Source organism: Synechococcus sp. MIT S9507, assembly GCF_047304715.1.
In the GTDB taxonomy this organism is placed as follows: domain Bacteria; phylum Cyanobacteriota; class Cyanobacteriia; order PCC-6307; family Cyanobiaceae; genus Synechococcus_C.
The window spans coordinates 1,911,063-1,933,715 of the sequence record NZ_CP138970.1 but is presented as its reverse complement, the minus strand read 5'-3'; the positions used below and the strand labels follow the sequence as shown (position 1 = coordinate 1,933,715).

Here is a 22,653-nt window from a genome sequence, read left to right as displayed (position 1 = left end):
GATGCCAGACGCAACCAGAACCGAACACGACAGCATGGGGGCCGTCGAAGTCCCTGCAGATGCCCTCTGGGGAGCACAGACCCAGCGGTCCCTGCAGAACTTCGACATCGCCGATACCCGTGTACCGGTGGAGCTTGTTCATGCGCTCGCACGCATCAAACAGGCGGCAGCCTGCGTGAATGCCAGCCTCGGAGTGATCAGTGAATCAGAGTGTGACGCCATCGTGACCGCCGCAGCGGCAGTGGCAGATGCACAGCACGATGATCAGTTTCCCCTGCGCGTCTGGCAGACCGGCAGCGGCACCCAGACGAACATGAACGTCAATGAGGTGATCAGCAATCTGGCTGCGCGGGCCGCCGGCGAACCGCTCGGCAGCCACAGGCCAGTTCACCCGAATGACCATGTCAACCGCTCCCAGTCCACCAATGACGCCTTTCCGGCAGCGATTCATCTGGCGACCGCGGAAGGTCTCGAACGCCGCCTGCTGCCCGAACTCGACCGATTGATCGGTGCTTTTGCAGCCAAGGCGGAGCTCTGGAAGGACCTCGTGAAAATCGGTCGCACCCACCTGCAGGATGCGGTTCCGCTGACCCTGGGCCAGGAAGCATCGGCATGGCGGGACCAGATTTTGGTCGCCCGCACCCGTGTTGCATCCAGCCTGGCGGAGGTCTATCCGCTGCCACTGGGGGGCACGGCGGTGGGAACCGGCCTCAATGCTCCCGACGGTTTCGCCGAGCAGGCTGCGGAGGAACTGGCCAGGCTCACAGGACTGGCCTTCAGCTCAGCTGCCAACAAGTTTGCTGTGATGGCGAGCCATGACGGGCTGGTGCATGCCATGGCCCAGCTGCGACTGCTTGCGGGAAGCCTGCTCAAAATTGCCAACGACATCAGGCTTCTGGCCTGTGGCCCGCGCGCAGGTCTGGCGGAGCTGCATCTGCCCGAGAATGAACCGGGAAGCTCGATCATGCCCGGGAAAGTGAACCCGACACAGTGTGAGGCGATGGCCATGGTGTGCACCCAGGTGATCGGTCTCGATGCGGCTGTGGCGATGGCCGGTTCCGGTGGCCATCTGCAGATGAACGTCTACAAACCACTGATCGGCTTCAATCTGCTGCAGTCGATCACCCTGCTCACGGATGCCTGTCGCTGCTTCCGGGTGGCCATGGTCGAAGGGATCGAACCGAACAGAGCCAGGATTCAGAGGGATGTCGAACAATCGCTGATGCTGGTCACGCCTCTGGCGCCGATCATCGGCTACGACAAAGCCAGTGCGATCGCCAAATACGCCCATGAACAGGGCCTCAGCCTCAGAAATGCAGCTCTGGATCTGGGTTATGTCAGCGGCGAGGATTTCGACCGCATCGTCGATCCCGCCGACATGGCACGACAGCAGGGCTGAAGAACAAGCAATCAGGCGGCCCGTTCCGTCGCGGGATTGAGTCCCTCTGAGTCCGATGCTTCAGCCTTCTGCAGATCATCGGCTTCAGCGACAGGAAAACGATTGATCGCCCTGAGAGCCTGACGGGAGTGGCTGCGCAGCTGCTCACTGATCGCTTCGCAATAGGGAACCTGTGCCAGCAGATCCACAGTGCGGCGCATGATCCGCACCACATCACCTTCGTCCAGGGAGGTGTTGGCAATCAGATCATTCCAGGCGGTGCCGCTGGCCCATGCCTCCACCAGTCCCATCAGCTCAGGCTCCCACCAGGCCGGCACCACGACCTGGTGACGTTCCTGCGCACGCAACAGCTCCCGGCGGAGACCGGAGAGATCATGCAACGCCTCTTCCGCACGGGGCGGCGCTGGAAATCCACTCCAAAGGTCTGGGCGGTTCACCTCGGTGCTGATCGCTTCAAACACCGCGGCCAGCTCCGCCGGCGGCAGATCATCAAGGTGACCGCTCATCAGGGCCAGCCCCAGCCAGAGTTCGTTGTCGCCGCGAAGGGCCGCCACCGTGCGCCCGATCTCCGTGGGTTCAAGCTCATCAAGAGCTGCGAAATGCTGAAGGATCTCCATCAGCGCAAGAAAGGTCTCCCAGTGACGGTTGGCACGGTGATGCAGCAGTTGCTGCCGCTCGCCGATCTCCAGCTCCAGTTCCTCCATGCGCCGGCGGTGCTTCTTGAGCTGCTTGCGGTCGCCCCAGCGATGGGCGGGATGGGCTTCCAGATCAGCTTCGAGCGTCTGCACCGTTTGCGCCTGCGACAGCACTTCCCCTGCCAGGTCGTACTGAGGAGTTGTCATGTCGTGGCGCCGAGCCATGTGCCCCACCGCGAGGGCCAGACCGCCACTGTTCTGATCACCATGGCGCAGCTCTCCGGCACGTCCAAGCTCAGGAGGTCGGACACCATCAACCTGCAGGCAGCTGAGCTCGGCATGCAGGCTGACCACCGCCTGACAGGGCAGCAGAAGCCAGACATTGTCAATGGTGAGGCAGAGCAGGAGAGGGAACTGTCCCGGTCCCTCGCACTTCTCCACGATCACAGCCGGGGTGACCCCCCCTCGCAGTTGCGGGGCTTTCAGGCTCACAAGCGTTCCGACACTCGCGAACTGCAGCGCAAGCGTGAGTTCATGGGCCAGGGTTTCCTCAGCCTGTTGCTGAAGAATGCGCATCAGCCGACGCTCTTCGCGCAATCGCCCGCGCCGTTTTTCGTAGTCCTCAAAGTCTTCCCACGGCACATCGCCAGCCGTCCCCTGCAACTGCCCGAGCTGCAGACGCAACTGCTCGAGGATCTCCTCCTCCTCTACCAGGTCAAGGCTGGCCAGGTAGCGCCCGAAACTGCGTTCCACCAGCTCGCGCGCCTTGGCCAGATCATGGCGCTGCAGAAGGTTGAGAACCATCCCATAGCTGGGGGTGAACTGGCTCACCAGCGGATCTGGAGGACTCGTTGCCAGCTGACCGGCTTCACGAACCCCTTCGAAGCGGCTCTGCACAGTGACCACATACCCCTGGGAGTCAAGTCCGCGTCGGCCTGCGCGACCTGCCATCTGCAGAAATTCACTGGCCATCAGGGGGCGATGACCACGCTCTGTGCGTTTCGACAGTGCAGCAATCACTGTGGTGCGCGCAGGCATATTGATTCCTGCCGCAAGTGTCTCGGTGGCGAACACCACCTTCACCAACCCCTGCTGGAACAGCTCCTCGATCAGCTCCTTCCAGGCAGGAAGCACTCCGGCATGATGCGCGGCGATTCCACGCAGCAAAGCATCGGCGTGCAGGCCGTCGCGAACGGCTTCAGGATTGGCGGTCGTGTAGGCCCTTAAGCATGCACGGATTCGGGCCTGCTCAGCCTCGGTCACCAGGCACTGCACCCCTAGGTCGCGCACGGCCTTGTCACAGCCACGTCGACTGAAGATGAAATAGATCGCTGGCAGCATGTCGCGCTCGGCCATCTGTGCCACCACAAAGCTGATCGGTGGTGGCTCGGGCTGAGGTGGCCGGGATGAACGGCCCTTGCGTTTATGCCCCTTGGGAGCTCGCCAGACCTTGCAGTTGGGATGGAGGCCTGTGCCCTGCTCATTGAGCAGGGGATGCAGACCCTTGGCGCTGCAGAAACCGAACTGCAGCGGAACGGGCCGGAAGTCACTCAGCACAAGCCTGGTGGGGCCATGCACTTTTTCAATCCAATCGGTGAGCTGCCCGGCATTGGCCACCGTTGCCGAGAGAGCAACAAGCTGCACCGGAGGCGGCGAATGAATGATCGATTCCTCCCAGACCGTGCCGCGCTGAGAGTCGTTCATGTAGTGGCACTCATCGAGCACAACGGCCTCCACATCGGCCAGGGGGTCGTCATGCTCATCGGCTTCTGCGTAGAGCATGTTCCGGAAGATCTCCGTGGTCATCACCACGATCGAAGCTTCCCGGTTGACACTGAGATCGCCGGTCATCAGACCGACGTTCTCGGCACCGAACTGCTCGCGGAAATCGCGCAGCTTCTGATTGGAGAGAGCTTTGAGCGGTGTGGTGTAAAAGACTTTCTGGCCATGAGCCATGGCTCGATGAATGGCGTACTCGCCGATCAACGTCTTGCCGGATCCCGTGGGTGCACTCACCACCACGGAATGTCCTTGGTTCAGAGCGTCGATCGCCTCCAGCTGAAAATCATCCAGCGGGAAGGGAAACAACTGCGCCGGATCCGGGGAGCTCCCCTGAGCGGAATGTGAAGCCTGGCTGTCTTGCTCCGCCATGACTGAATCCTAGGGACGCCGCCGCAACATGATCGGCATGGACCGAGACTGCACTGCATGAGCACTTCTCCGGCCCGACGCCGTCAGCTGCGCAGCTGGTCTCCCACTGAACGGCGGGAGCACCTGCAGGCGGTGGCCGCTGGTTCGAAGCACGGTTCGGCGACCGGTCCGGCGCTGCTGGATCTGGCCAGCAATGATTATCTCAGTCTGTGCCGTCATCCTTGCCTGATCGCCGCGGCTGAGGCGCAACTGCGCAACAGCGGAGTGGGTGCCGGTGGCTCCCGACTTGTGAGCGGCAGTCGCCCGGTGCATGCCCAGCTGGAATCAGAGCTGGCCTGCTGGCTGGGACGGGACAGAGTGCTGCTGTTTCCAAGCGGGTTTCAAGCAAACCTTGCGGCAGTCAGTGCCCTGGCCAACCGCCACACCACCGTTGTGGCGGATCGGCTGATCCATCACTCACTGCTGGTGGGTGTCCAGGCCAGCGGCGCCCGACTCAGGCGTTTTGCCCACAACGATCTCGAATCACTGGAGCGACTTTTGCTGCGCAGTCGTAGCGATCGTCCGCAGGCACCCCTGCTTGTGATCAGTGAAAGCCTGTTCAGCATGGAAGGCACCAGCCCTCCGGTGCATGATCTGGCAGCCCTCTGCGAACGCCACGGTGCACACCTGCTGCTTGATGAGGCCCATGCCCTGGGAGTGCTCGGCAACGGAGGCCGAGGGCTTGGATTCGGGGAAGAAAGGGTGACGATGCTCAGCGGCACATTTGGCAAAGCCTTCGGCAGCGGCGGTGCCTTCCTGGCCTGCGACAGCGAACGCGGGGAAAAGCTTCTGCAGGAAAGCGGTGCCTTCCGGTACACAACCGCACTGGCTCCACCTCTGGCAGCAGGCGCGCTTGCCGCCCTGGAGCTGATGCGGGCCAACCCGGACTGGGGCCATCAACTGGTGCTGCGCGGTGACAACTGGCGCGACCGACTGGCCGAAGCCGGTTGGGCCAGGCCGAAGGGTCGTGGGCCGATCCTGCCGCTGATTGTCGGTGACGATCAGCACTGCCTGAAACTGCAACACCAGCTTGAGCTTGCAGGTCTGCTCACAGCTGCGATCCGTCCACCAACGGTGCCGGAAGGCAGCGCCCGACTGCGTCTGGTTCTGCATCGCTGCCTTCCCGATGAAACATTGGAATCACTGCTGAAGGCCCTCTCAGATGCCCTCGCTGCCTGATGAGACAGGTCATCGCCATGCATGGCTGGAGCGGCGAAAGCACTTCCTGGGCTCCATGGGAGCGTCATTTCTGCCATCGCGGCTGGCTCTGGCAGAGCGGTGAACGTGGCTATGGCAACAGGCGATCCTGCAATCCCAGCTGGGCCGAACCAGCCTGCGCCGAAACACTTCTGCAGCAGCCGAAGCCAACGCGCAGGGTCGTGATCGGCCATTCCCTCGGCCCCCATCTGCTGGAATCCTCCGTGCTGAACCAGGCCACGGATGTGGTGCTGCTCGCCAGCTTCGGGCGATTCGTTCCGGAGGGACCCGAGGGAAGGGCCTTGCGCACCGGCCTGAAAGGCATGCGCAAAGCCATTGGCGGAGCCGGGGAGTCCACGATGCTGAGAACCTTTCTGCAACGGGCCGCGCAACCGGCTGGCCTGGAAGGTCTGCCACCGGGGCTGGAACAGCAGGACCTTTCCCAGCGAAGCCGGGAGCGTCTGCGCGCTGATCTCGATCGTCTGATCGGAACCAACGGCCTGCCTGAGGGCCTGCCGGAAACAGCACGTGTGCTGGTGGTGGAGGCTGCAGAGGATGCGATCGTTGCCCCGGCGGCGAGCCGGGAACTCCTGCAGGCGCTGGTACGTCATCTTGAGCAAAAACCCGAGCACTGGAATCTCAGCGGTGTCGGCCATGCACTGCTGGTTCCCGACCTGCTCGTGCGGGTTCGGCAATGGCTGGATGACGAAAGGTGAGCCTCCTGATCGACGCATCAGCAACGCTGGTCGATCATGCAGCTGAAGCACAGCAACGATGACACCGACCTCAGCAGCACTACGCCTTGTGGTCTGCGGCACAGACACGGACGTTGGCAAAACAGTGGTCAGTGCCCTGTTGGTTCAGGGGCTCAATGCCACGTACTGGAAACCGGTTCAGAGCGGTCTGGAGGAGGGTGGTGACCGTGAGCGGGTGATCAGGTTGATCGACCTTCCCGCCGATCGCTGGATTCCGGAGACCTATGCCTTCCAGGCAGCCGTTTCACCCCATTGGGCAGCGGAACTGGAAGACACCTGCCTTGATCCGAATCGGCTGACGCTCCCTCCCATAGGAACCAGGCCACTTGTGGTGGAGACCGCCGGCGGACTGCATGTTCCACTCACCCGCTCCCGGCAGCAGATAGACCAGCTGCAGCGATGGATGCTGCCGGTCGTTCTGGTGGCTCGCAGCGGACTGGGAACACTGAATCACACCTTGCTCAGTCTTGAGGCTCTCCGCCACCGCGGGATCCCTGTGATCGGCTTGATCCTGAATGGACCTGTCCACGCTGACAATCCAAGAACTCTCAGCGAGATCGGCGATGTTCCGGTGCTTGCGGAACTTCCCCATCTCCATCCTCTCAATGCCGAGGCTCTGCGAAATGAATGGCACAACCAGAACCTGGGCCCTAAGTTCGAGGCGTTTGCGAACCATTCTGGCAACCGATGACAAGCCGTCAGACCTGGGCCACCGTGGCCGTTGTGCTCCTCTGCGGCGGCATCCTCGTTCTGTTCACCGACGTTGAAGTGCAGCTGGTGCGATGGTTCAACTGCGGGCCGATAGCAACTGTCGAAGAAAAAGAAAGCGACGTCTGCCGGTAGAGGCTTCACGCAGAGATCTCAGCCCATCGGTCTGGACCGCAGTGGGCATCTGCCCATCAGCAGAGCCACATGCCGCACCGCCATGGTCAGGGTCCATCCCTGACGCAGCTGCTCATGGATCTGTTCGATCTGCGACGGTGACCAGCCACGCATTTCAAGCCGGGCCTTGATCGAGGGCCATCCACCTTCAAAAAAGATGCTTCGACATCCATGGCCACCTAGACCGCAGCGGGGCTGCTGTGATGCAGGTTCAACAAATCGATTGGAGGATGGCCGACCCCGGCCTCGATATGTCTGATCCATGGCCATGGCTGGCCTCGCTGACCTGTGCTCATGATGACAACAGGCCGACAAGCGTGCCCGGTGTCACGGAACCATCACCCCAACCTCTGGCCACCCTTCACGTCGATCACGACGACTCCTCCTCTTGAGCAGGTGGTGCGAGGCGAGGGAGCTCTTCTCTACAGAGCGGAAGGGCCACCCCTGATTGACGCGATCAGCAGCTGGTGGGTCACCCTTCATGGCCATGCCAACCCGGTGGTTGCTGCAGCCATCGCTGAACAGGCCGCCACGCTCGAGCAGGTGATTTTCGCTGAGTTCACCCATCCGCAGGCGGAACGACTGGCATTGAGGCTGGCGCAGCGGACCGGGCTCGATCGTGTCTTCTTTTCAGATAACGGCTCCACCGCTGTGGAGGTGGCTCTTAAAACAGCCGTGCAGTGGTGGCATAACCGGGGTGAACTGCGTCAGCAGCTGATCGCCTTTGAAGGGGCTTATCACGGCGACACCTTCGGGGCGATGGCAGTTGGAGCACGCAGCCTGTTCAGCGAACCCTTCGATCCAATGCTGTTTCCGGTGCGACGGGTCCCCTGGCCTCAGACCCACTGGAATGACGAGACTGTGGAAGCCAGTGAAAAGCGTGCTCTTGATGACCTTGCGCTGGCTCTGCAAACGCCGACCGCGGCGGTGATTCTCGAACCGCTGATCCAGGGTGCTGGCGGCATGCGCATGGTTCGACCTGAATTTCTGCAGGCCGTGGAACAACAGGTCAGACGCGCCGGCAGCCTGCTGATCGCCGATGAGGTCCTCGCCGGTTTTGGTCGTTGTGGCAGCTTGCTGGCGTCCCAGCGAGCGGGGATCCAGCCGGATCTTGTGGCACTGTCCAAAGGACTGACCGCAGGATTCCTGCCCATGGGCATCACGATGGCCAGCGAGGCAATTTTTCAGGAATTCCTCGGCAGCGATCCGACCAAAACCCTGTGGCATGGTCACAGCTTCACCGCCAACCCACTCGGCTGCGCAGCGGCCAATGCCAGCTTGGATTTGCTCGAAGCTGACCCAGCGTGTCATCAGCAGTTCGAACAACGCCATCAGGTCAGGCTGGAACGGTTGGCCTGCCATCCCAGGGTGCAACGCGTCAGGCTCTGCGGCACCATTGCAGCCTTTGATCTCGTCACCGACGGTGAGCAGGGCTATCTCAACCCTGCGGGCAAGGTGCTCCGAGGCCTCGTGAGAGATCAGGGCGTGTTGATCCGCCCCCTCGGGGATGTGGTGTATCTGCTGCCGCCGCTCTGCATCAGCGACACCCAGCTGGATCAGTGCTACGACGCTTTGCACAGTGGACTGGATGCTCTGCCTGGCCTATGAGCTCCTGTCGCAAACCCTCATCGTCACGGACCAAGACGGAGTGCCGCTTCCACATCCTCCCGGGTCAGGCCATAGGGGTAGGAACAGGAGCGATGTGGCCGTTCCGAAGTCCAGATCACTCCGAGGTCCTGTTGATCAAGTCTCAGCTGAGCACTCCAGTCAGGCTGCTCCCAGATCCAGTCACAGGGGTCCTGATCACTGCGAGTGGCGCCCAGAGCCTGCAACCACTGCTCAAGTGCCCGCAGGGAATGCTGATTGAGAGGCGTGTTCGCTGAGGGAAGTGATGCCATCGGACTCACCGGGCTGCGCATCAGTCAGATGAGTCTGCTCCTCCACCAGCCAACTCGGCTGCACCTGAAGTTCAAGGCCACGGCTCCAGGCCACACCTACACCAAGCAGCAGGCACAGCAGCAAAGACCCCAGCAGAAGCAGCAGGGACAGCCATTCACCACCGGAGAGAGGGCGACGCTGACCGATCGCGTGCGGCACAGGCAGGGAAGGAATCACGGTCTGCTGCATCGCGTCCCTCTCCTGCAGTGCCGCGTCGTACAAGCGACGACGACGTGGATCAGCGAGCTGCTCATACGCTTCTCGAAGCAAGCGAAACTGGCGAGCCGCATCTTTGGCCGGCAGACGGGTCGTATCTGGATGCACCGCTTTGCTGAGACGCCGGAAAGCCTGACGCAGGGAATCAGGATCCGCACTGCGAGTGACACCCAGCCGCTCGTAGTAGGTGATGTTCTGAGCCTGAGGGGCCATTGCGGTTAGCAGCACCTGCGGCGTCAACGCCATTCTAGAAAGGAGTGATGGTCAGGCCGCCATGCCGGATACATCGCCGTTTGCCAATCCGGGACCTGAGCTCTGGTCATTGCTTGGATGGAGCCCAGACGCCGGACAGCTGAAGCAGTTGATTGACCTGCAAAAGCTGCTCCAGGACTGGAACAGCCGCGTCAATCTCACCCGTCTGGTGCAGGGAGAGGATTTCTGGATTGCTCAGGTTCTTGACAGTCTCTGGCCTCTGTTACCCGAGCTGATGAGCCCAGACACTCCCCGCCGCTGCATCGATGTGGGCACAGGCGGAGGCTTCCCCGGGCTGGCTGTAGCCATTGCTCTTCCAGGCGCAGAGCTGACCCTGGTGGATTCAGTGGGACGCAAGACAGCTGCTGTGGCTGCAATGGCGCAGTCGCTGGGCCTGAGCGATCGGGTGCAGGTGCGCACGGAACGGGTGGAACGCACTGGTCAGGATCCAAGCTGTCGAGGCACGTTTGATCTTGCAATGGCCCGTGCCGTGGGCTCCGCTCCGGTGGTGGCGGAATACCTCGTGCCGTTGTTGCGAAGGAGCGGAGAGGGCTTGCTCTATCGCGGGCGTTGGCACGACACAGATGACAAGGAACTTCAATCAGCACTGACGCTGCTGAGAGCTCGTTCGCTGAAGCTGCAACGCATGGAACTGCCTTCCCAGCGAGGCGCACGCACGCTGATCAGGATTGGGCCTGAAGCAGCAACACCCGACACTTACCCACGCGCCACCGGCATGCCAACCAAAATGCCACTGGGTGTTCAGGACGACGACAGCCGCTCCTGAGGAGATCCACCTGCCCGATCCCGCAAGCTGCGCAACAGGCCGGGGATGCGATCCCTCCAGGGACTGTCCTGCAGGACAGACATCAACAGCTCCTCGCTCACACTGCTGTCCAGGGCATCGGCATTGGCGCCCGGGAACCAGTGCCCTGCACGACCCAGCAGACCGTATCTCGCCTTGACAAAGCCCTCGAGATCCCATGCCTCGAGCAGGTTATGCAGCCAAAGCAGCATTGGCAGATTGATCTCTCCTGGAGTGTTTTGCCATTCGGGCAATCCCTGTCTCCAGCTCGTCAACCATGACGTGCCGAGGGCATCGCATTCCGCCAGACGAAGACGCGATTCGATCGGCGCCACCAGCTCGGCAGCCTGATCCAGCAGGGAGACAGCCTCCAGGTGCAGATCGAGATCCTGAGGACGAGCCGCACCGACACTCAGGGTGTGCACGCGTGGATCACGAAGACAGAAAAGATCATTGAAGACAATCGGATGCAGGGGCTTGGTGAGCTCCAGCAAGCGAGGACCGGGGGTATGCAGGTGTCCACCCTTGTCGGTGGGGCTGATGATGAACACGCCCATGTCCTGAAGACTTGCGGCAGCGATCGCCGGTTCATTGTCCTGACGGATGAAATACCAGTGCAGATTCACGTAATCGAAAGCACCGGTTTCGATCGCATCAACGATCAAGGCCGTCTCCCCATGGGTGGAGAAGCCCACATGACCGATCCGGCCTTCGGCCTGCCAGCGACGCACCACATCTAGGCAGCCGCCTGGTCGGATGGTCTGATCAAGATGGGAATGGAGATTGATGCCATGAATCGACAGCAGATCCACGCGATCCACATCAAGTCGGGAGAGGGAGAGCTCAAGGTCTGCCTCAAAAAGCGCCGGATGAGCCTGGGGTGGCACTTTGGTCTGCAGGATTCGGGAGGAATCGGGACAACCCGGCAGGGCCCAGCCCAGCTGTCGCTCTGAACTGCCGTAATGGCGAGCGGTTTCCACATGATGGAAGCCGGTCTGCACCGCTCGTTCGAGTGTGCTCTGCAACAACCGCTGAGATTGATCAGTGATCGCATCAGCCTCAAGATCTGTCCAGCTCTGCTGAAATCGCATGCCGCCCAGTGAGAGCACAGGCATGGGGATCTCGGTGCGCCCGAAGCGACGTGTGGGCAGGCTGGAGCACTCCATCATCGGTGATGGTTGTTTCGCGGTAGCTGACGACGTGGCCGGGCCGGCGTGGGGACTCCCATTGGCAGCAGTTCCTGGGCATCAAGCTGTTGCTTCAGCTCCGTCAAGTCATTGAAAGCGACCCAGTGGATGCAGTCCACGGGACAGGTTTCGATCGCTTCCTGGATGCAGTCGGAAGAATCACCGTCCTGACGAACGGCCCTCGATCGGCCGAGATGGGGCTCAATCACAAAAGTGTTCGTGGCCACATGGGCGCAGTAGCGGCAGCCGATGCAGGCAGCTTCATCTACCCAGACGGCTTTGGAGCGAAGAGAGCCTCCGAGCACAGGCTCTAGACCTGTGCGCTCATCCCGGTCATAGGACGTTGCGGAGTAGGCGGCAGCCGCTGGATCGGTCACGTCGTCAACAGGCTCCGCAAAGAAAACTGCTTCAGGTGTCCCAGCGGGTCACCACCAGCTCAATGGAACCATCCTGGCAATCACGCTGTTCTGTGACATCAAATCCTTCATGACGGGTAGCTTCCAGAACAGATCTCAGGGCATAACGCTGGGTCAGACGAGAGAGAAACCGCTCAACAGGCACAGGCTGGCGCCACAGATCCAGATCAGTGACGAACTCGTAGGAGTGGTTCGATTCATTCCAGCGGAATCCGAAATCGGCACCACCATCAACGGCGACTGCCAGCTCAGCTTCGACGGTCTGCCCTTTGTAACCACGCACGGTCTGTTGACTGTCTCCGGGGGTGTAGCCCAGATCTTCGAGAGCACCCCGCAGCGGAGCCAGCTGACGGAGTTCGGTTTTAACGGTACTGAAATGGGACATCAGGAAGGCTCTACGGACTGGGACTGAGTGACTGGCTGAGTTGTGGTGAAGGCCTCGGAAGTGGGCTGGCGCCGTTCAACGGTGCCCAGCGCAGCCTCAAGACGATCCGTGAGTTGCAGGCAAGCGTCACCTGTGACTCCCTCCACTCGCTCCTCAACGCGACCGTCGGGACGAATGCGGAATCGCACTGTGCGCTGAGGCATGCACCATCACAGAATTGCCTGCATGTTAAAGGGAATCGACAGGAGCCGGAGTTCCCTGTAACGGGATCAGATCAACAGTCCTTCGTCCAGCAGAGTCTGCAGACGATCCACAAGCTCGGGATTATCGAGCTGCTCAAGGGCGGTGCGGGCTTCATCACGCACTGTCGTCTCGCGATCCTGCAGAAGAGCTGCCACGAAGGCCTCAACCATTTCGTCCTGGCGGGGCTTCACAAGCTGATCATGCAGTCTCCCCAGAGCCCAGATGCAATTGCTGCGCACAACCGGTTCACTGTCGATCCGAAGGCTCAGCAGCAGCTGACCTGCCGCGAGATCCGCCTTCACAGGGGATGTGCTGCCGGCCTCAGCGAGTGACACCGAAGCCCAGAGACGAACCGAAGCCACATCAACCTGCAAAGCCTTGATCAATGGATTGAGCACGGGAGCATCCGGATAATTACCGAGGCTCCAGGCCGTGGCTTTACGCACATAGGCGTTGCTGTCCAGCTGCAGAAGACGTAACAGGGCTTCAACGGCCTGCAGGGAAGGATTTCTGCCCAGCGCATAGACAGCGCTCATGCGCACCACAGGACAGGTTTCATCCAGCAGTGGCAGAAGCAGGGGGACGGCACGGGGGTCGCGATGTTCACAGAACACCCGCAATCCCTGAAGGCGTTGATCATGTCCTTGTTTCAGCAACTCCAGGCCTTCATCGCAGGCTCGGACCGCCTCAAGGGCATCACCTTCCGGATCATCCGGGGCAATCTCATCCAGTGGATCACCCATGAGCTCTGCAGCGAGTTCACGCTCCAGCACATCAGGATCGATGGCCAGTTCAGCCATGAGGTCCTCGTTCTGAATGCTGGATGAATCGCCCATGGATCGATCGTAATCTCAGCTGATCGGAGCAGGCGCCAGCATGTCGCCTGGAAGCCAGATTCGAGCGCTTACAGCAACCAGGGCCAGGGCGAACAGTGCCACGATCAGGACGGGAAGAATGGTGCTGCGGAAAAAAGCCAAATCACTGTCGGATTTGTGAGCATTGTGACTGCTGCCCGATCAGACCGGAGCAGCGGAGCGACCGGTCCATCGCAGAAGCATCAGAGAGATCACTGCCAGAACCAGTCCGAACCAACCCAGCAGCTGCTGATGCAACAGGAATGCCCCTGATCCAAGCAGAGCTCCGAACAGCACTCCGGAACTGAACAGGAATCGCCCAATCAGGTCTGAAAGGGATTCAGAAGCGGTCGCATCGAGGCCACGGCGCCAGCGGCTCCAGCCAGGCCCGGGAGGGCGGACCTGAACCACAAACCGTTCGAGAACAGCCGGGGATTCAGGAGGGGTCAGCAGCATCACCGTGATCCAGACCACAGCGGTGAGGCCGGTGGTGACGATCAGTCGTTCTCCATAGTCAGAGATCTGAAGCAGTGGAACCACCGAGGTCACCAGGCCCACCACAAAACCGCAGAGCATGGCGGACAGCTCAGCTGCTGCATTGATCCGCCACCAGAACCAGCGCAGAACGAGCACAACACCAGGTCCGGTTCCGATAGCGATCACGAGCCGGAACACCGTTCCGATGCTGTCGCTGATCAGCGCTGTGACCACACCGAGCACAAGCAGCATCACACTCATGAGCTGACCCACCAGCAGAAGCTCCCGCTGAGAGGCGTTCGGCCGCATGAAGCGTTGATAGAGATCGTGGGTGAGGTAGCTCGCTCCCCAGTTCACAGATGTGCTCACGGTGCTCATGAAGGCAGCCACCAGGGAGACCACCACGAGGCCGAGCACCACCGGTGGCAGAAACTGAACCGCAAGTGTGGGGTAACTGAGTTCCCAGTCGGCCTGATCGGGAAGCAGCACCAGTGCCGCCAGGGCCACGATCACCCAGAGCCAGCTGCGCAGCAGATAGTTGACCACCAGGAACACCCAGCCTGCGAGCCGTGCCTGCTGTTCATCTTTCGTAGCCAGCATCCTTTGGATGAATTCACCGCCACCGTCGCTCCGGCGGAAACTCCACCACTGAACAGTGAGATAGGCGAGAAATGTGGAAATGCTGATCCCCGCACCACCGATCCAGTCGAGGCCTTCAGAACCCCAGCGCCAGGGCACGATCGACAACAGCTCGGGGCGACCCAGCGCTTCCAGCTGATCGAGCAGCGATTCCATACCTCCTGCGGCGTGTACAGCAGCCCACGCCACAGCGCCTGCCCCGAGCAGCGCCAACAGGAGCTGTACGAAATCGGTGATCACCACGGCCCACAACCCACCGGCGACGGTGTAAGCGAGCACGAGGGCCGCCACGATGATCAGCAACACCAGAGTGTCGGAAAGTCCACCCGCTGCCCGCATCGGCTGATCGGAGACGATGCCGAGCGCCTCGACCACCTTGCGCATGGCGAGGAAGGCGTAACCGATGCCGATGCAGTTCACCGGAAGTGCCAGAAGAAAGGCCTTGATGCCCCGAAGCCAGGCAGCGGCGGGGCCGCCGTATCGAAGCTCCGTGAAGGCGGCGTCAGTCAGCACACCGCTGCGTCGCCACAACGGTGCGAACACCACGGCCATCGCGACATGCGCCAACCCGAAACCCCACCACTCCCAGTTCGCAGCAAGGCCTCGTGTGCCCACGATCCCCGCAACGTAAAGGGGGGTGTCGATCGAAAACGTGGTAGCGGCCATCGACGCACCGGCGAGCCAGCCGCTGAGTCGGCGACCGGCCACGAAATAGTCGTCCTCGCCGCGATTCCGTCGTGCAAGCCAGAGCCCCAGGGCCAGCGTGGCCGCCAGGTATACGATCAGAATGGTCCAGTCGATCGGAGCCATGGGACCACGCAGATCAGCTCAGTCTCCCTTACCTCTGCCGCGATCGCCTCAGCTGACCACAGGCCGCATCCTGATCCAGGCCTCGGCTGGAACGAAGGCTCACGGCGACACCGCGGTGCTCCAGCACCCTGCGGAATTCCTCGATGCGGTCGCGTGAGGGTCGCTGAAACTCCTCCTCTTCGATCGGGTTGTAGGCGATCAGATTGACGTGACTCTGAAAACCGCCGACGCGGTCGGCCAGTTCCTCGGCATGTTCAGGGAGGTCATTGAGTTCTCCCAGCAGGATGTATTCAAAGCTCACCCGCCGGCCCGTGACATCCAGATAGTGACGGCAGTCGTCGAGCAGAGCGTCATAGGGGTAGGCCCTGGCTGTGGGGATCAGATCCTCCCTCAATCGCTGATTGGGGGCGTGCAGGCTCACCGCCAGAGTGAACTGTGCTCTGCCAAGGGTTTCAATGGCCAGCTCGGCAAGCTGGGGCAATGTTTTCGGAACCCCAACGGTGCTCACGGTGATCCGGCGCTGGCTGATGCCCAGATCATCGCTGAGGCAACGAATCGCCTCGAGCACCGCATGGCTGTTGAGGAGCGGTTCGCCCATTCCCATGAACACGATGTGAGAAGGACGACGATCCATCACCTCCCGCACACTGAGAACCTGATCAACGATCTCGTGGGTTCGCAGGGAACGCTGCAGCCCATCTTTGCCGGTGGCGCAGAAACGGCAGGCCATCGGACAGCCCACCTGACTGGATACACAGACGGTCAAGCGTTGATCTGTAGGAATGCCCACGGTTTCAATGGTTTCACCGTCGTCAGTGGCCAGGAGCAACTTGGTTGTGGCATCGGAAGCCACGGTGCGATGCACCTCTTTCAATCGGCCGATGCTCACCCCCTGATCGATGAGCGTCGTCCGCCACGACTTGGGCAGCACCGTGATGTCATCCAGGGAGTGGGCACCCTTGGAATAAAGCCAGTCATGAAGCTGACGCCCGCGAAAGGCTTTCTGCCCCTGGGACACCACCCAGTCCTGGAGCTCGGCCTCGCTGCAACCGAGCAGGGCTTTGCTCACCAGATCAGAAGACCGTGTCCAAGCTTGATTTCAACCGCAAGCAAGGCGATGAATCCGAGCATGGCCATACGCCCGTTCAGACGCTCGGTGTGAGTGTGGAAACCATACCGGGGCAAACGACGAACAGGAATCGTGGTGGGTTCAAGCATGGGCAGAGCCGGCTTCAGCGCAAAGTTGGAAAGGGACTGGGTGATGGACGCGGAGGAGACCACCAATTTCACTCATCACTGAGAAGTCCCTCCTCCTGAAGCCCCTCAACGGCCTCGGCATCGACCACCTGCTCTTCCTTCAGCTCGTTTTCAGCGTCAGGACGAACAAAGGCGGCGAAGTTGGCACCACCCTCGATGCCATGACGGCTGCGAGTGGCTTCCAGATCGGCATCACTGGGGTCATCCAGAACCGCGGTGGCATCTTTGACAGGAGCCGCAGGCATGTCGACGGTGTAGTCCGGCCGCAGGTTCTGCATTCGGCGGTAACCAACGGGATCCTCAGCCAGGATGTCTGGATGGGGCCCGGCCTCCGCTCGAAGCTCCTCTTCGAAGCCGCTGAAGCCTGTGCCTGCGGGGATCAGGCGTCCGATGATCACGTTCTCCTTGAGACCGCGAAGCCAGTCGCTCTTGCCCTCGATTGCGGCTTCTGTCAGAACGCGTGTTGTCTCCTGGAAGGAGGCAGCTGAAATGAAGCTGTCGGTGTTGAGAGAGGCTTTGGTGATCCCCAGCAGAACCGGTGTGAATTCTGCTGGAGCTCCCCCGGTGATCGACATCGCCTGATTGGTGTCCTCGACCTGACGAAGCTCAATCAACTCACCAGGCAGCAGGGTGGTGTCACCGGCATCCTCGACCCGCACTTTGCTGGTCATCTGACGCACGATCACCTCAATGTGCTTGTCATCGATTGAGACGCCCTGGGATTTGTAGACGTTCTGAACCTCAGTCACCAGACGATGCTGCAGGTTGGCGATTGCCTCCTGGGCAGCCTCCATGAGTGGCTTGCGACTGCGCAGATCTTCGAAGAAACACTCCAGCAGCTCATGGGGATTGATCGGACCGTCCGTCAGCAGCTCGCCGGCTGCCACCTGCTGGCCATCGTTAACCATCACATTGCGGCCCAGCAGAATCGGATATTCGCCAATGGCGTCATCGCTCTCGATGACTGTCACCACTGTCGTTTCATCGTCTTCGCCCTGCTTGATCTCGACCGTACCGGGCTTCTTGCAGAGAATCGCTGACTCGCGGGGTCTCCGGGCTTCCAGCAACTCTTCGATCCTGGGAAGGCCCTGAACAATGTCCCCGGTCTTCTGACGTTCAAACACCAGCAAGGCAAGACCATCCCCTCGCTGCACCAGGTCGCCGTCGCGAACGTGCAGAAGAGAATCCGGTGAAATCATGTAGGGGCGTCCCAGTCGCAGCGTGACGGCTTTGGCATCCACCTGTTCCACCTCGCCGCAGCAATCAGCGAGCTGGCCTTCGGCAAGACGATCACCGTCAACAATGCGCTGACCCACAGTCACCACGGGCTTGGCAGAAGTGCTGATGGTCACGGTGTCTTCGGCGCGCTCCACGATCAGTCGACGCACCGGCTCGCTTTCAGTGGCTTCAGGCATCTGGGCCACGCCCTCCTGCTTACAGAGGATCTGCGTTGTGGCCACCACGTCGCCGGCCTTGATCGACTGACCGTCCTCAATCTGGAGCTCAGTGTGGGTGGAACCGTGACTGGAGTCGGAAATTGTGTCACGGCGCACCAGGATGCTCTCCAGGATCACCAACTGCAGACGCTCGATCGTCTTGGCGCGCCTGTCAGGCACGCGTTCCACATCCACGGTCATCTGCGGGGTGGTGTCGAACGTCTCAAGCATCAGCTGTGTGCGCAGCAGCTCGACGCCCTCCACAGACTTGACCAGCTCGTTGTCTTTAAACGACAGACGCTGGGTTGCCTTCAGGCCGAGGTGAGGACCATTCGGCTGCTTGACGTGTCCAAGATCTGGGAGCTGTGCCTCATTGGGGATGGTGTATTCCTCAACCGGGCGGAGCAGCAGTCCTGAGCCTTCAGGGGTTTCAACGGTTTGCACATACACCATGGCATCGGTGCTGATGCCCTTGGCAATCGACTCGCCAGGATTGACCATCACACCGTCGCCGGTGAAGCGCTCGAGAGCTTTTTTCTCAGTGCAGAGATGGAAGCTGCCGCTGCGAACAATGATCTCGCGCAGGATGTCGTTTTTCTGAGTGACGGTGACGATGCCGGCCGTCTGGCTGAAGATGTCTTTAACAACCTCGGTGCCGGCTTCGATCCACTGACCATCAGTGATCATCAGCAGAGAGATGTCCTTGTTGATCTCATGGGTTTCCTGGGGAATCCAGAGCAGAGTTCCACCCTTGTTGACCTCGTAACCGTTCTTGGCGGATCGGGCCTTCTTGATGGCGAGGCCGGGAGCGAAGCGAACCAGTCCACCGGTCTGCGTGCGGAAGCGATCGTCATTGAGTTCAGCGACGACTTCGCCACTGCCGATCTTGCTTCCGGGGATCGTGTTGAGGCGATAACGGGTGCCATCCTTGGCCTCAAGATTCCAGATCTCACCGGCATGAGTGGACTCGCCCTGCAGCTTGAAATCGCGCAGGGTCATCGACGTGGTGACGATCTGCACCTCGCGTGAATCACCAAGGGCTTCACGCAGTCGGACGGCACCGCCGTACTCACTCGCCTGACTGGCTTCCGCGAGCACCTGGGATTCAGTGACCTGAGCTCCGGCCGTGACCACTGGCCGGGCATTGGGGGGAAGGTTGTAGACATCCCCTGCCAGCACCCACATCCTTCCCAGACGTTGTGCTTTGTGCGTGATGTTGCCCTGGCGATCGGTGACTTCCCTGGGCTGAATGGTGGGGTCGTAGCTGACCTGTCCGGCCAGATCACAGATCACATCCTTGGTGGCCTTCTCAACACTCTTCTTGACAGCACCCGCAGCGATTTGTGCCACAGTCACGTCCGCGGCGACCTCCTGGCCGTTGTCAACAAACAACAGCGAACCGCTTGTGATTTCAACCTTCTGAGCCTTGCCCTTGCCGGAGGGATTGATCGTGAGTTTGAAATCAGCCTCAGCCTGCTGTGCGTCCACTCCATGGGGAGTGCGGTACGGGCGTACGCGTGCTTTCGAACCGAACTCAACGGTGCCGGCGACCTTGGAGCGGACCACGCCGGATTCCGCCGTGGATACACCGCCGGTATGGAACGTTCTCATGGTGAGCTGCGTTCCAGGCTCGCCAATCGACTGAGCAGCGATGATGCCGACGGCTTCACCGAGATCCACCAGTTCGTTGTGGGCCAAAGCCCAGCCATAGCACTTGCGGCAGACCGAGCGATTGGCTTCACAGGTGAGCGGTGAGCGCACACTCACCGCCTGAACCCCGGCCTTCTGGATCCGCTGGGAAAGAGGCGGGTCAATTTCAGTGTTGCGCTCGGCGAGCACCTCACCCTCGGCAGACACCACCTGATCGGCGGTGAGTCGACCCACGAGACGATTGCCGAACTTGCCATTTTCAGCCTTCACGACAATCAGACGCGTCGTTCCACAGTCGTCTTCGCGCACGATCACATCCTGAGCGACATCAACCAGACGTCGGGTGAGATAGCCGGAGTCAGCTGTGCGCAGTGCCGTGTCCACCAGTCCCTTGCGGGCTCCGTAGGACGAGATGACGTATTCCGTGACGGTCAGACCTTCACGGAAGTTGGTGCGGATCGGCAGGTCGATGATCTCCCCCTGGGGATTGGCCATCAGGCCGCGCATACCCACCAGCTGGCGAACCTGGGACATGTTTCCCCGGGCCCCGGAGTTGGCCATCATCCACACTGAATTCAGTGGATCGTTCTGGTTGAAGTTCTTTTTGACCGCATCCACCAGACGCTCGTTGGTCTCCGTCCAGGTGTCGATGACCTTGGTGTGACGTTCAACCTCGGTGATCACCCCCAGACGATATGACTCCTCTGTGGCGGTGATCAGCTCTTCCGCCTCTCCCAGCAAATCCTGCTTCGCTTCAGGCACCTTCAGATCGTCCACAGAAATGGACACTGCGGCCTGAGTGGCGTATTTGAAGCCAAGATCCTTGAGCTGGTCAGCCATCGCCGAAGTGGCCGCCGTGCCGTGGTGCTTGTAGGCCCAGGCAACCAGCTGTTTCAAACCCTTTTTGTCCACCACACGATTGCTGAACGGTGGAGGGGTCTTGGCCAGGGCACGGGCCTCCTTGGCAGCTGCAGCAGCCTTGGCCGCCTTGGAAGCCTTGGAGGACTTGGAGGACTTACGGGATTTGGAAGGGGTGGAGGTCATGACAGCGCTGATTGGTCGTGTTTATGGAGTGGGTCGGTCTTGATCGTTCAGGTGGCTGCCACTGCATCAATGATGGTGTGATTCATCACCACACGGCCCACGGTGGTGAGGATGTAACGGCTGATCAGGGCTCCCTCCTCGTCAAATCGATCACGGCGGTAGGTCCACTGCTCCAGTCGTGTGCCGTCGGAAAGGGTTTCAATCTGAATGGGTTCGTCGCGCTCGTCGTCGTCTTCGACTTCACCGTTGAAGCGAACCCAGACCCAGTCGTGCAGTCCGAGGCGCTTGTCCTCAAAGGCATGGATCACGTCCTCCAGATCGGAGAAGGTCCGGCTGCGATCGCCGAATTCAATGGGGCTCATCTGCGGCTGAAGGGCAGTGAGGTAGTAGGCACCAAGCACCATGTCCTGTGACGGCGTGATGATTGGTTCACCGGTGGCGGGGGAGAGAATGTTGTTGCTGGCCAGCATCAGCATGCGTGCCTCGGTCTGGGCTTCGATCGCCAGAGGCACATGCACGGCCATCTGATCACCGTCGAAGTCGGCGTTGAACGCAGGGCAAACGAGAGGATGCAGCTGAATCGCGCGACCATCAACCAGTTTGGGTTCAAAAGCCTGGATACCGAGTCTGTGAAGCGTCGGAGCTCGGTTGAGCATGATCGGATGCCCCTCGATCACCTCCTGAAGCACCTGCATCACCTCATCATCAGCACGCTGGATGAGCTTCTTGGCGGCCTTGATGTTGTTGACGATGTTCTGGCGGATGAGGCGATGAATCACGAACGGCTGGAACAGTTCGATCGCCATCTCTTTGGGCAGACCGCACTGATGCATCTTCAGTTTGGGGCCCACCACGATGACGGAACGACCCGAGTAGTCGACTCGTTTGCCCAGCAGGTTCTGGCGGAAACGACCCTGTTTGCCCTCGATGATGTCGCTGAGTGACTTGAGAGGACGGTTGTTGGCACCGACCACGGTGCGACCACGACGGCCGTTGTCAATCAGGGCATCCACAGCCTCCTGAAGCATCCGCTTTTCGTTGCGGACAATGATCTCTGGAGCGAGGATCTCCTGCAGACGCGCAAGTCGGTTGTTGCGGTTGATGACCCGGCGATAGAGGTCATTGAGGTCAGAGGTGGCGAAACGACCGCCATCCAGCTGCACCATCGGGCGCAGGTCAGGAGGAATCACCGGAATGACATCAAGCACCATCCACTCCGGACGGGCATTGGTGGCGATGAAGTTGTCAATCACTCGCAGACGCTTGATCAGCTTGGCGCGCTTCTGACCTTTGCTGCTCGCGATCTCTTCACGCAGCTGCTCAGCCACCTCGTTGAGGGTGAGGTCCTCCAGCAGCTGCTTCAGCGCTTCCGCACCGATACCGACCACCGGCTCGTTCTCTATCTCGGAATCCTCGGCATAGATTTCATCTTCGATTTCAAGCCACTCGTCCTCGGTCAGCAGCTGTTTGTACTTGAGATCCTTGTGGTCACCTGGGTCCAGCACCACATAGCAGTTGAAATAAACAATTTGCTCCACATCGCGCAGAGGCATATCCAGAAGGATGGCCACATAGCTGGGTATGCCCTTCAGGTACCAGACATGGGAAACAGGAGCTGCAAGCTTGATGAAGCCCATACGGTGCCGGCGCACCCGGCTTTCAGTGACCTCAACGCCGCAGCGCTCACAGACGATGCCGCGGTGACGCACCCTCTTGTATTTGCCGCAATGGCATTCCCAGTCTTTCGACGGGCCGAAGATCTTTTCGCAGAACAGCCCGTCCATCTCGGGCTTGAGAGTTCGATAGTTGATGGTCTCTGGCTTGGTGACCTCGCCAACCACCTGACCATTGGGCAGGGTGCGCTGACCCCACTCCATCACCCGATCAGGTGATGCGAGTGTGATCTTGACGTAATCAAAGTGGTTCTCGGTCCGGAGGTTGCTGTTGGTCATTGACGATTAGGGAAGAGGGGGGTTGTCGGTTCGT

At 60.5% G+C, this 22,653-nt stretch carries 22 protein-coding genes; 7 read left to right on the top strand and 15 right to left on the bottom strand.

Annotation, left to right across the window (positions count from 1 at the left end; all coding sequences use genetic code 11):
- Position 1: 1 nt before the first annotated feature.
- The gene (fumC, locus tag SIB83_RS10070; RefSeq protein ID WP_413745732.1) at positions 2–1,399 is read left to right on the top strand and encodes a class II fumarate hydratase; all 1,398 of its coding nucleotides are present in this window, start codon (positions 2–4) and stop codon (positions 1,397–1,399) included.
- Positions 1,400–1,410: 11 nt separating this feature from the next.
- Here fumC and SIB83_RS10065 read toward each other — a convergent pair whose 3' ends face one another.
- Positions 1,411–4,185 carry a DEAD/DEAH box helicase gene (locus SIB83_RS10065; RefSeq protein WP_413745731.1) on the bottom strand — a complete coding sequence of 925 codons (2,775 nt, stop codon included), beginning with the start codon at positions 4,183–4,185 and terminating at the stop codon, positions 1,411–1,413.
- Positions 4,186–4,242: 57 nt separating this feature from the next.
- Between SIB83_RS10065 and SIB83_RS10060 the strand changes: the two genes are divergently transcribed.
- Genes SIB83_RS10060 through SIB83_RS10045 form a run of 4 tightly spaced genes read left to right on the top strand, consistent with a single transcriptional unit; the run spans position 4,243 to position 7,019 of the window.
- The gene (locus SIB83_RS10060; RefSeq protein ID WP_413745730.1) at positions 4,243–5,403 is read left to right on the top strand and encodes an aminotransferase class I/II-fold pyridoxal phosphate-dependent enzyme; all 1,161 of its coding nucleotides are present in this window, start codon (positions 4,243–4,245) and stop codon (positions 5,401–5,403) included.
- On the top strand, positions 5,403–6,137 hold the full coding sequence (locus SIB83_RS10055; protein WP_413745729.1) for an alpha/beta hydrolase: 735 nt from the start codon (positions 5,403–5,405) through the stop codon (positions 6,135–6,137). Before SIB83_RS10060 ends, SIB83_RS10055 begins: the two co-directional genes overlap by 1 nt.
- Before the next feature lie 58 nt (positions 6,138–6,195).
- Positions 6,196–6,867, top strand: coding sequence for a dethiobiotin synthase (gene bioD, locus SIB83_RS10050; protein ID WP_413745728.1), 672 nt, complete (start codon positions 6,196–6,198; stop codon positions 6,865–6,867).
- Complete coding sequence (locus tag SIB83_RS10045) at positions 6,864–7,019, top strand: hypothetical protein (RefSeq protein WP_413405529.1); 156 nt, start codon at positions 6,864–6,866, stop codon at positions 7,017–7,019. The genes bioD and SIB83_RS10045 overlap by 4 nt, the downstream gene beginning before the upstream one ends.
- A gap of 18 nt (positions 7,020–7,037) precedes the next feature.
- Here SIB83_RS10045 and SIB83_RS10040 read toward each other — a convergent pair whose 3' ends face one another.
- Positions 7,038–7,328 (bottom strand): hypothetical protein, encoded by a 291-nt coding sequence (locus tag SIB83_RS10040; protein ID WP_413745727.1) that lies wholly within the window; start codon positions 7,326–7,328, stop codon positions 7,038–7,040.
- A 54-nt stretch (positions 7,329–7,382) separates the two neighbouring features.
- On the opposite strand from SIB83_RS10040, the gene bioA reads away from it, so the two are divergent.
- Positions 7,383–8,666: an adenosylmethionine--8-amino-7-oxononanoate transaminase gene (bioA, locus tag SIB83_RS10035; protein ID WP_413405525.1), complete on the top strand. Its 1,284-nt coding sequence runs from the start codon at positions 7,383–7,385 to the stop codon at positions 8,664–8,666.
- Between the two features lie 23 nt (positions 8,667–8,689).
- Here bioA and SIB83_RS10030 read toward each other — a convergent pair whose 3' ends face one another.
- Together SIB83_RS10030 and SIB83_RS10025 are read right to left on the bottom strand one after the other, a co-directional pair.
- A complete protein-coding gene (locus tag SIB83_RS10030) occupies positions 8,690–8,956 on the bottom strand; it encodes a DUF3143 domain-containing protein (RefSeq protein WP_413405523.1) in 267 nt (88 codons plus the stop codon).
- Positions 8,898–9,458 (bottom strand): J domain-containing protein, encoded by a 561-nt coding sequence (locus tag SIB83_RS10025; protein WP_413745726.1) that lies wholly within the window; start codon positions 9,456–9,458, stop codon positions 8,898–8,900. Before SIB83_RS10025 ends, SIB83_RS10030 begins: the two co-directional genes overlap by 59 nt.
- A gap of 28 nt (positions 9,459–9,486) precedes the next feature.
- On the opposite strand from SIB83_RS10025, the gene rsmG reads away from it, so the two are divergent.
- Positions 9,487–10,251, top strand: coding sequence for a 16S rRNA (guanine(527)-N(7))-methyltransferase RsmG (rsmG, locus tag SIB83_RS10020; RefSeq protein WP_413745725.1), 765 nt, complete (start codon positions 9,487–9,489; stop codon positions 10,249–10,251).
- Here rsmG and SIB83_RS10015 read toward each other — a convergent pair.
- The 11 genes from SIB83_RS10015 to SIB83_RS09965 form a co-directional block, all read right to left on the bottom strand.
- The gene (locus SIB83_RS10015; RefSeq protein ID WP_413745724.1) at positions 10,227–11,438 is read right to left on the bottom strand and encodes an aldo/keto reductase; all 1,212 of its coding nucleotides are present in this window, start codon (positions 11,436–11,438) and stop codon (positions 10,227–10,229) included. The two genes, rsmG and SIB83_RS10015, sit on opposite strands and share 25 nt — an antisense overlap.
- Positions 11,435–11,833, bottom strand: a complete 399-nt coding sequence (locus SIB83_RS10010) for a ferredoxin (protein WP_413405515.1) — start codon at positions 11,831–11,833, stop codon at positions 11,435–11,437. The genes SIB83_RS10015 and SIB83_RS10010 overlap by 4 nt, the downstream gene beginning before the upstream one ends.
- A 31-nt stretch (positions 11,834–11,864) precedes the next feature.
- On the bottom strand, positions 11,865–12,257 hold the full coding sequence (locus tag SIB83_RS10005) for a DUF1257 domain-containing protein (protein ID WP_413405513.1): 393 nt from the start codon (positions 12,255–12,257) through the stop codon (positions 11,865–11,867).
- Positions 12,257–12,460, bottom strand: coding sequence for a DUF2997 domain-containing protein (locus SIB83_RS10000; protein ID WP_413405511.1), 204 nt, complete (start codon positions 12,458–12,460; stop codon positions 12,257–12,259). Before SIB83_RS10000 ends, SIB83_RS10005 begins: the two co-directional genes overlap by 1 nt.
- Positions 12,461–12,526: 66 nt before the next feature.
- Positions 12,527–13,336 carry a HEAT repeat domain-containing protein gene (locus SIB83_RS09995; RefSeq protein ID WP_413745723.1) on the bottom strand — a complete coding sequence of 270 codons (810 nt, stop codon included), beginning with the start codon at positions 13,334–13,336 and terminating at the stop codon, positions 12,527–12,529.
- Positions 13,337–13,351: 15 nt separating this feature from the next.
- On the bottom strand, positions 13,352–13,477 hold the full coding sequence (locus tag SIB83_RS09990; RefSeq protein WP_413405507.1) for a hypothetical protein: 126 nt from the start codon (positions 13,475–13,477) through the stop codon (positions 13,352–13,354).
- Between the two features lie 39 nt (positions 13,478–13,516).
- Entirely contained in the window at positions 13,517–15,280 is a 1,764-nt protein-coding gene (locus SIB83_RS09985; RefSeq protein ID WP_413405505.1) for a sodium:solute symporter family protein, read from the bottom strand.
- A 28-nt stretch (positions 15,281–15,308) separates the two neighbouring features.
- Complete coding sequence (gene rlmN, locus SIB83_RS09980) at positions 15,309–16,349, bottom strand: 23S rRNA (adenine(2503)-C(2))-methyltransferase RlmN (protein ID WP_413745722.1); 1,041 nt, start codon at positions 16,347–16,349, stop codon at positions 15,309–15,311.
- Positions 16,346–16,498 carry a high light inducible protein gene (locus SIB83_RS09975; RefSeq protein ID WP_066911119.1) on the bottom strand — a complete coding sequence of 51 codons (153 nt, stop codon included), beginning with the start codon at positions 16,496–16,498 and terminating at the stop codon, positions 16,346–16,348. Before SIB83_RS09975 ends, rlmN begins: the two co-directional genes overlap by 4 nt.
- 68 nt (positions 16,499–16,566) lie before the next feature.
- Positions 16,567–20,667, bottom strand: a complete 4,101-nt coding sequence (locus SIB83_RS09970) for a DNA-directed RNA polymerase subunit beta' (RefSeq protein ID WP_413745721.1) — start codon at positions 20,665–20,667, stop codon at positions 16,567–16,569.
- A 47-nt stretch (positions 20,668–20,714) separates the two neighbouring features.
- On the bottom strand, positions 20,715–22,619 hold the full coding sequence (locus tag SIB83_RS09965) for a DNA-directed RNA polymerase subunit gamma (RefSeq protein ID WP_413745720.1): 1,905 nt from the start codon (positions 22,617–22,619) through the stop codon (positions 20,715–20,717).
- Between the last annotated feature and the right edge of the window lie 34 nt (positions 22,620–22,653).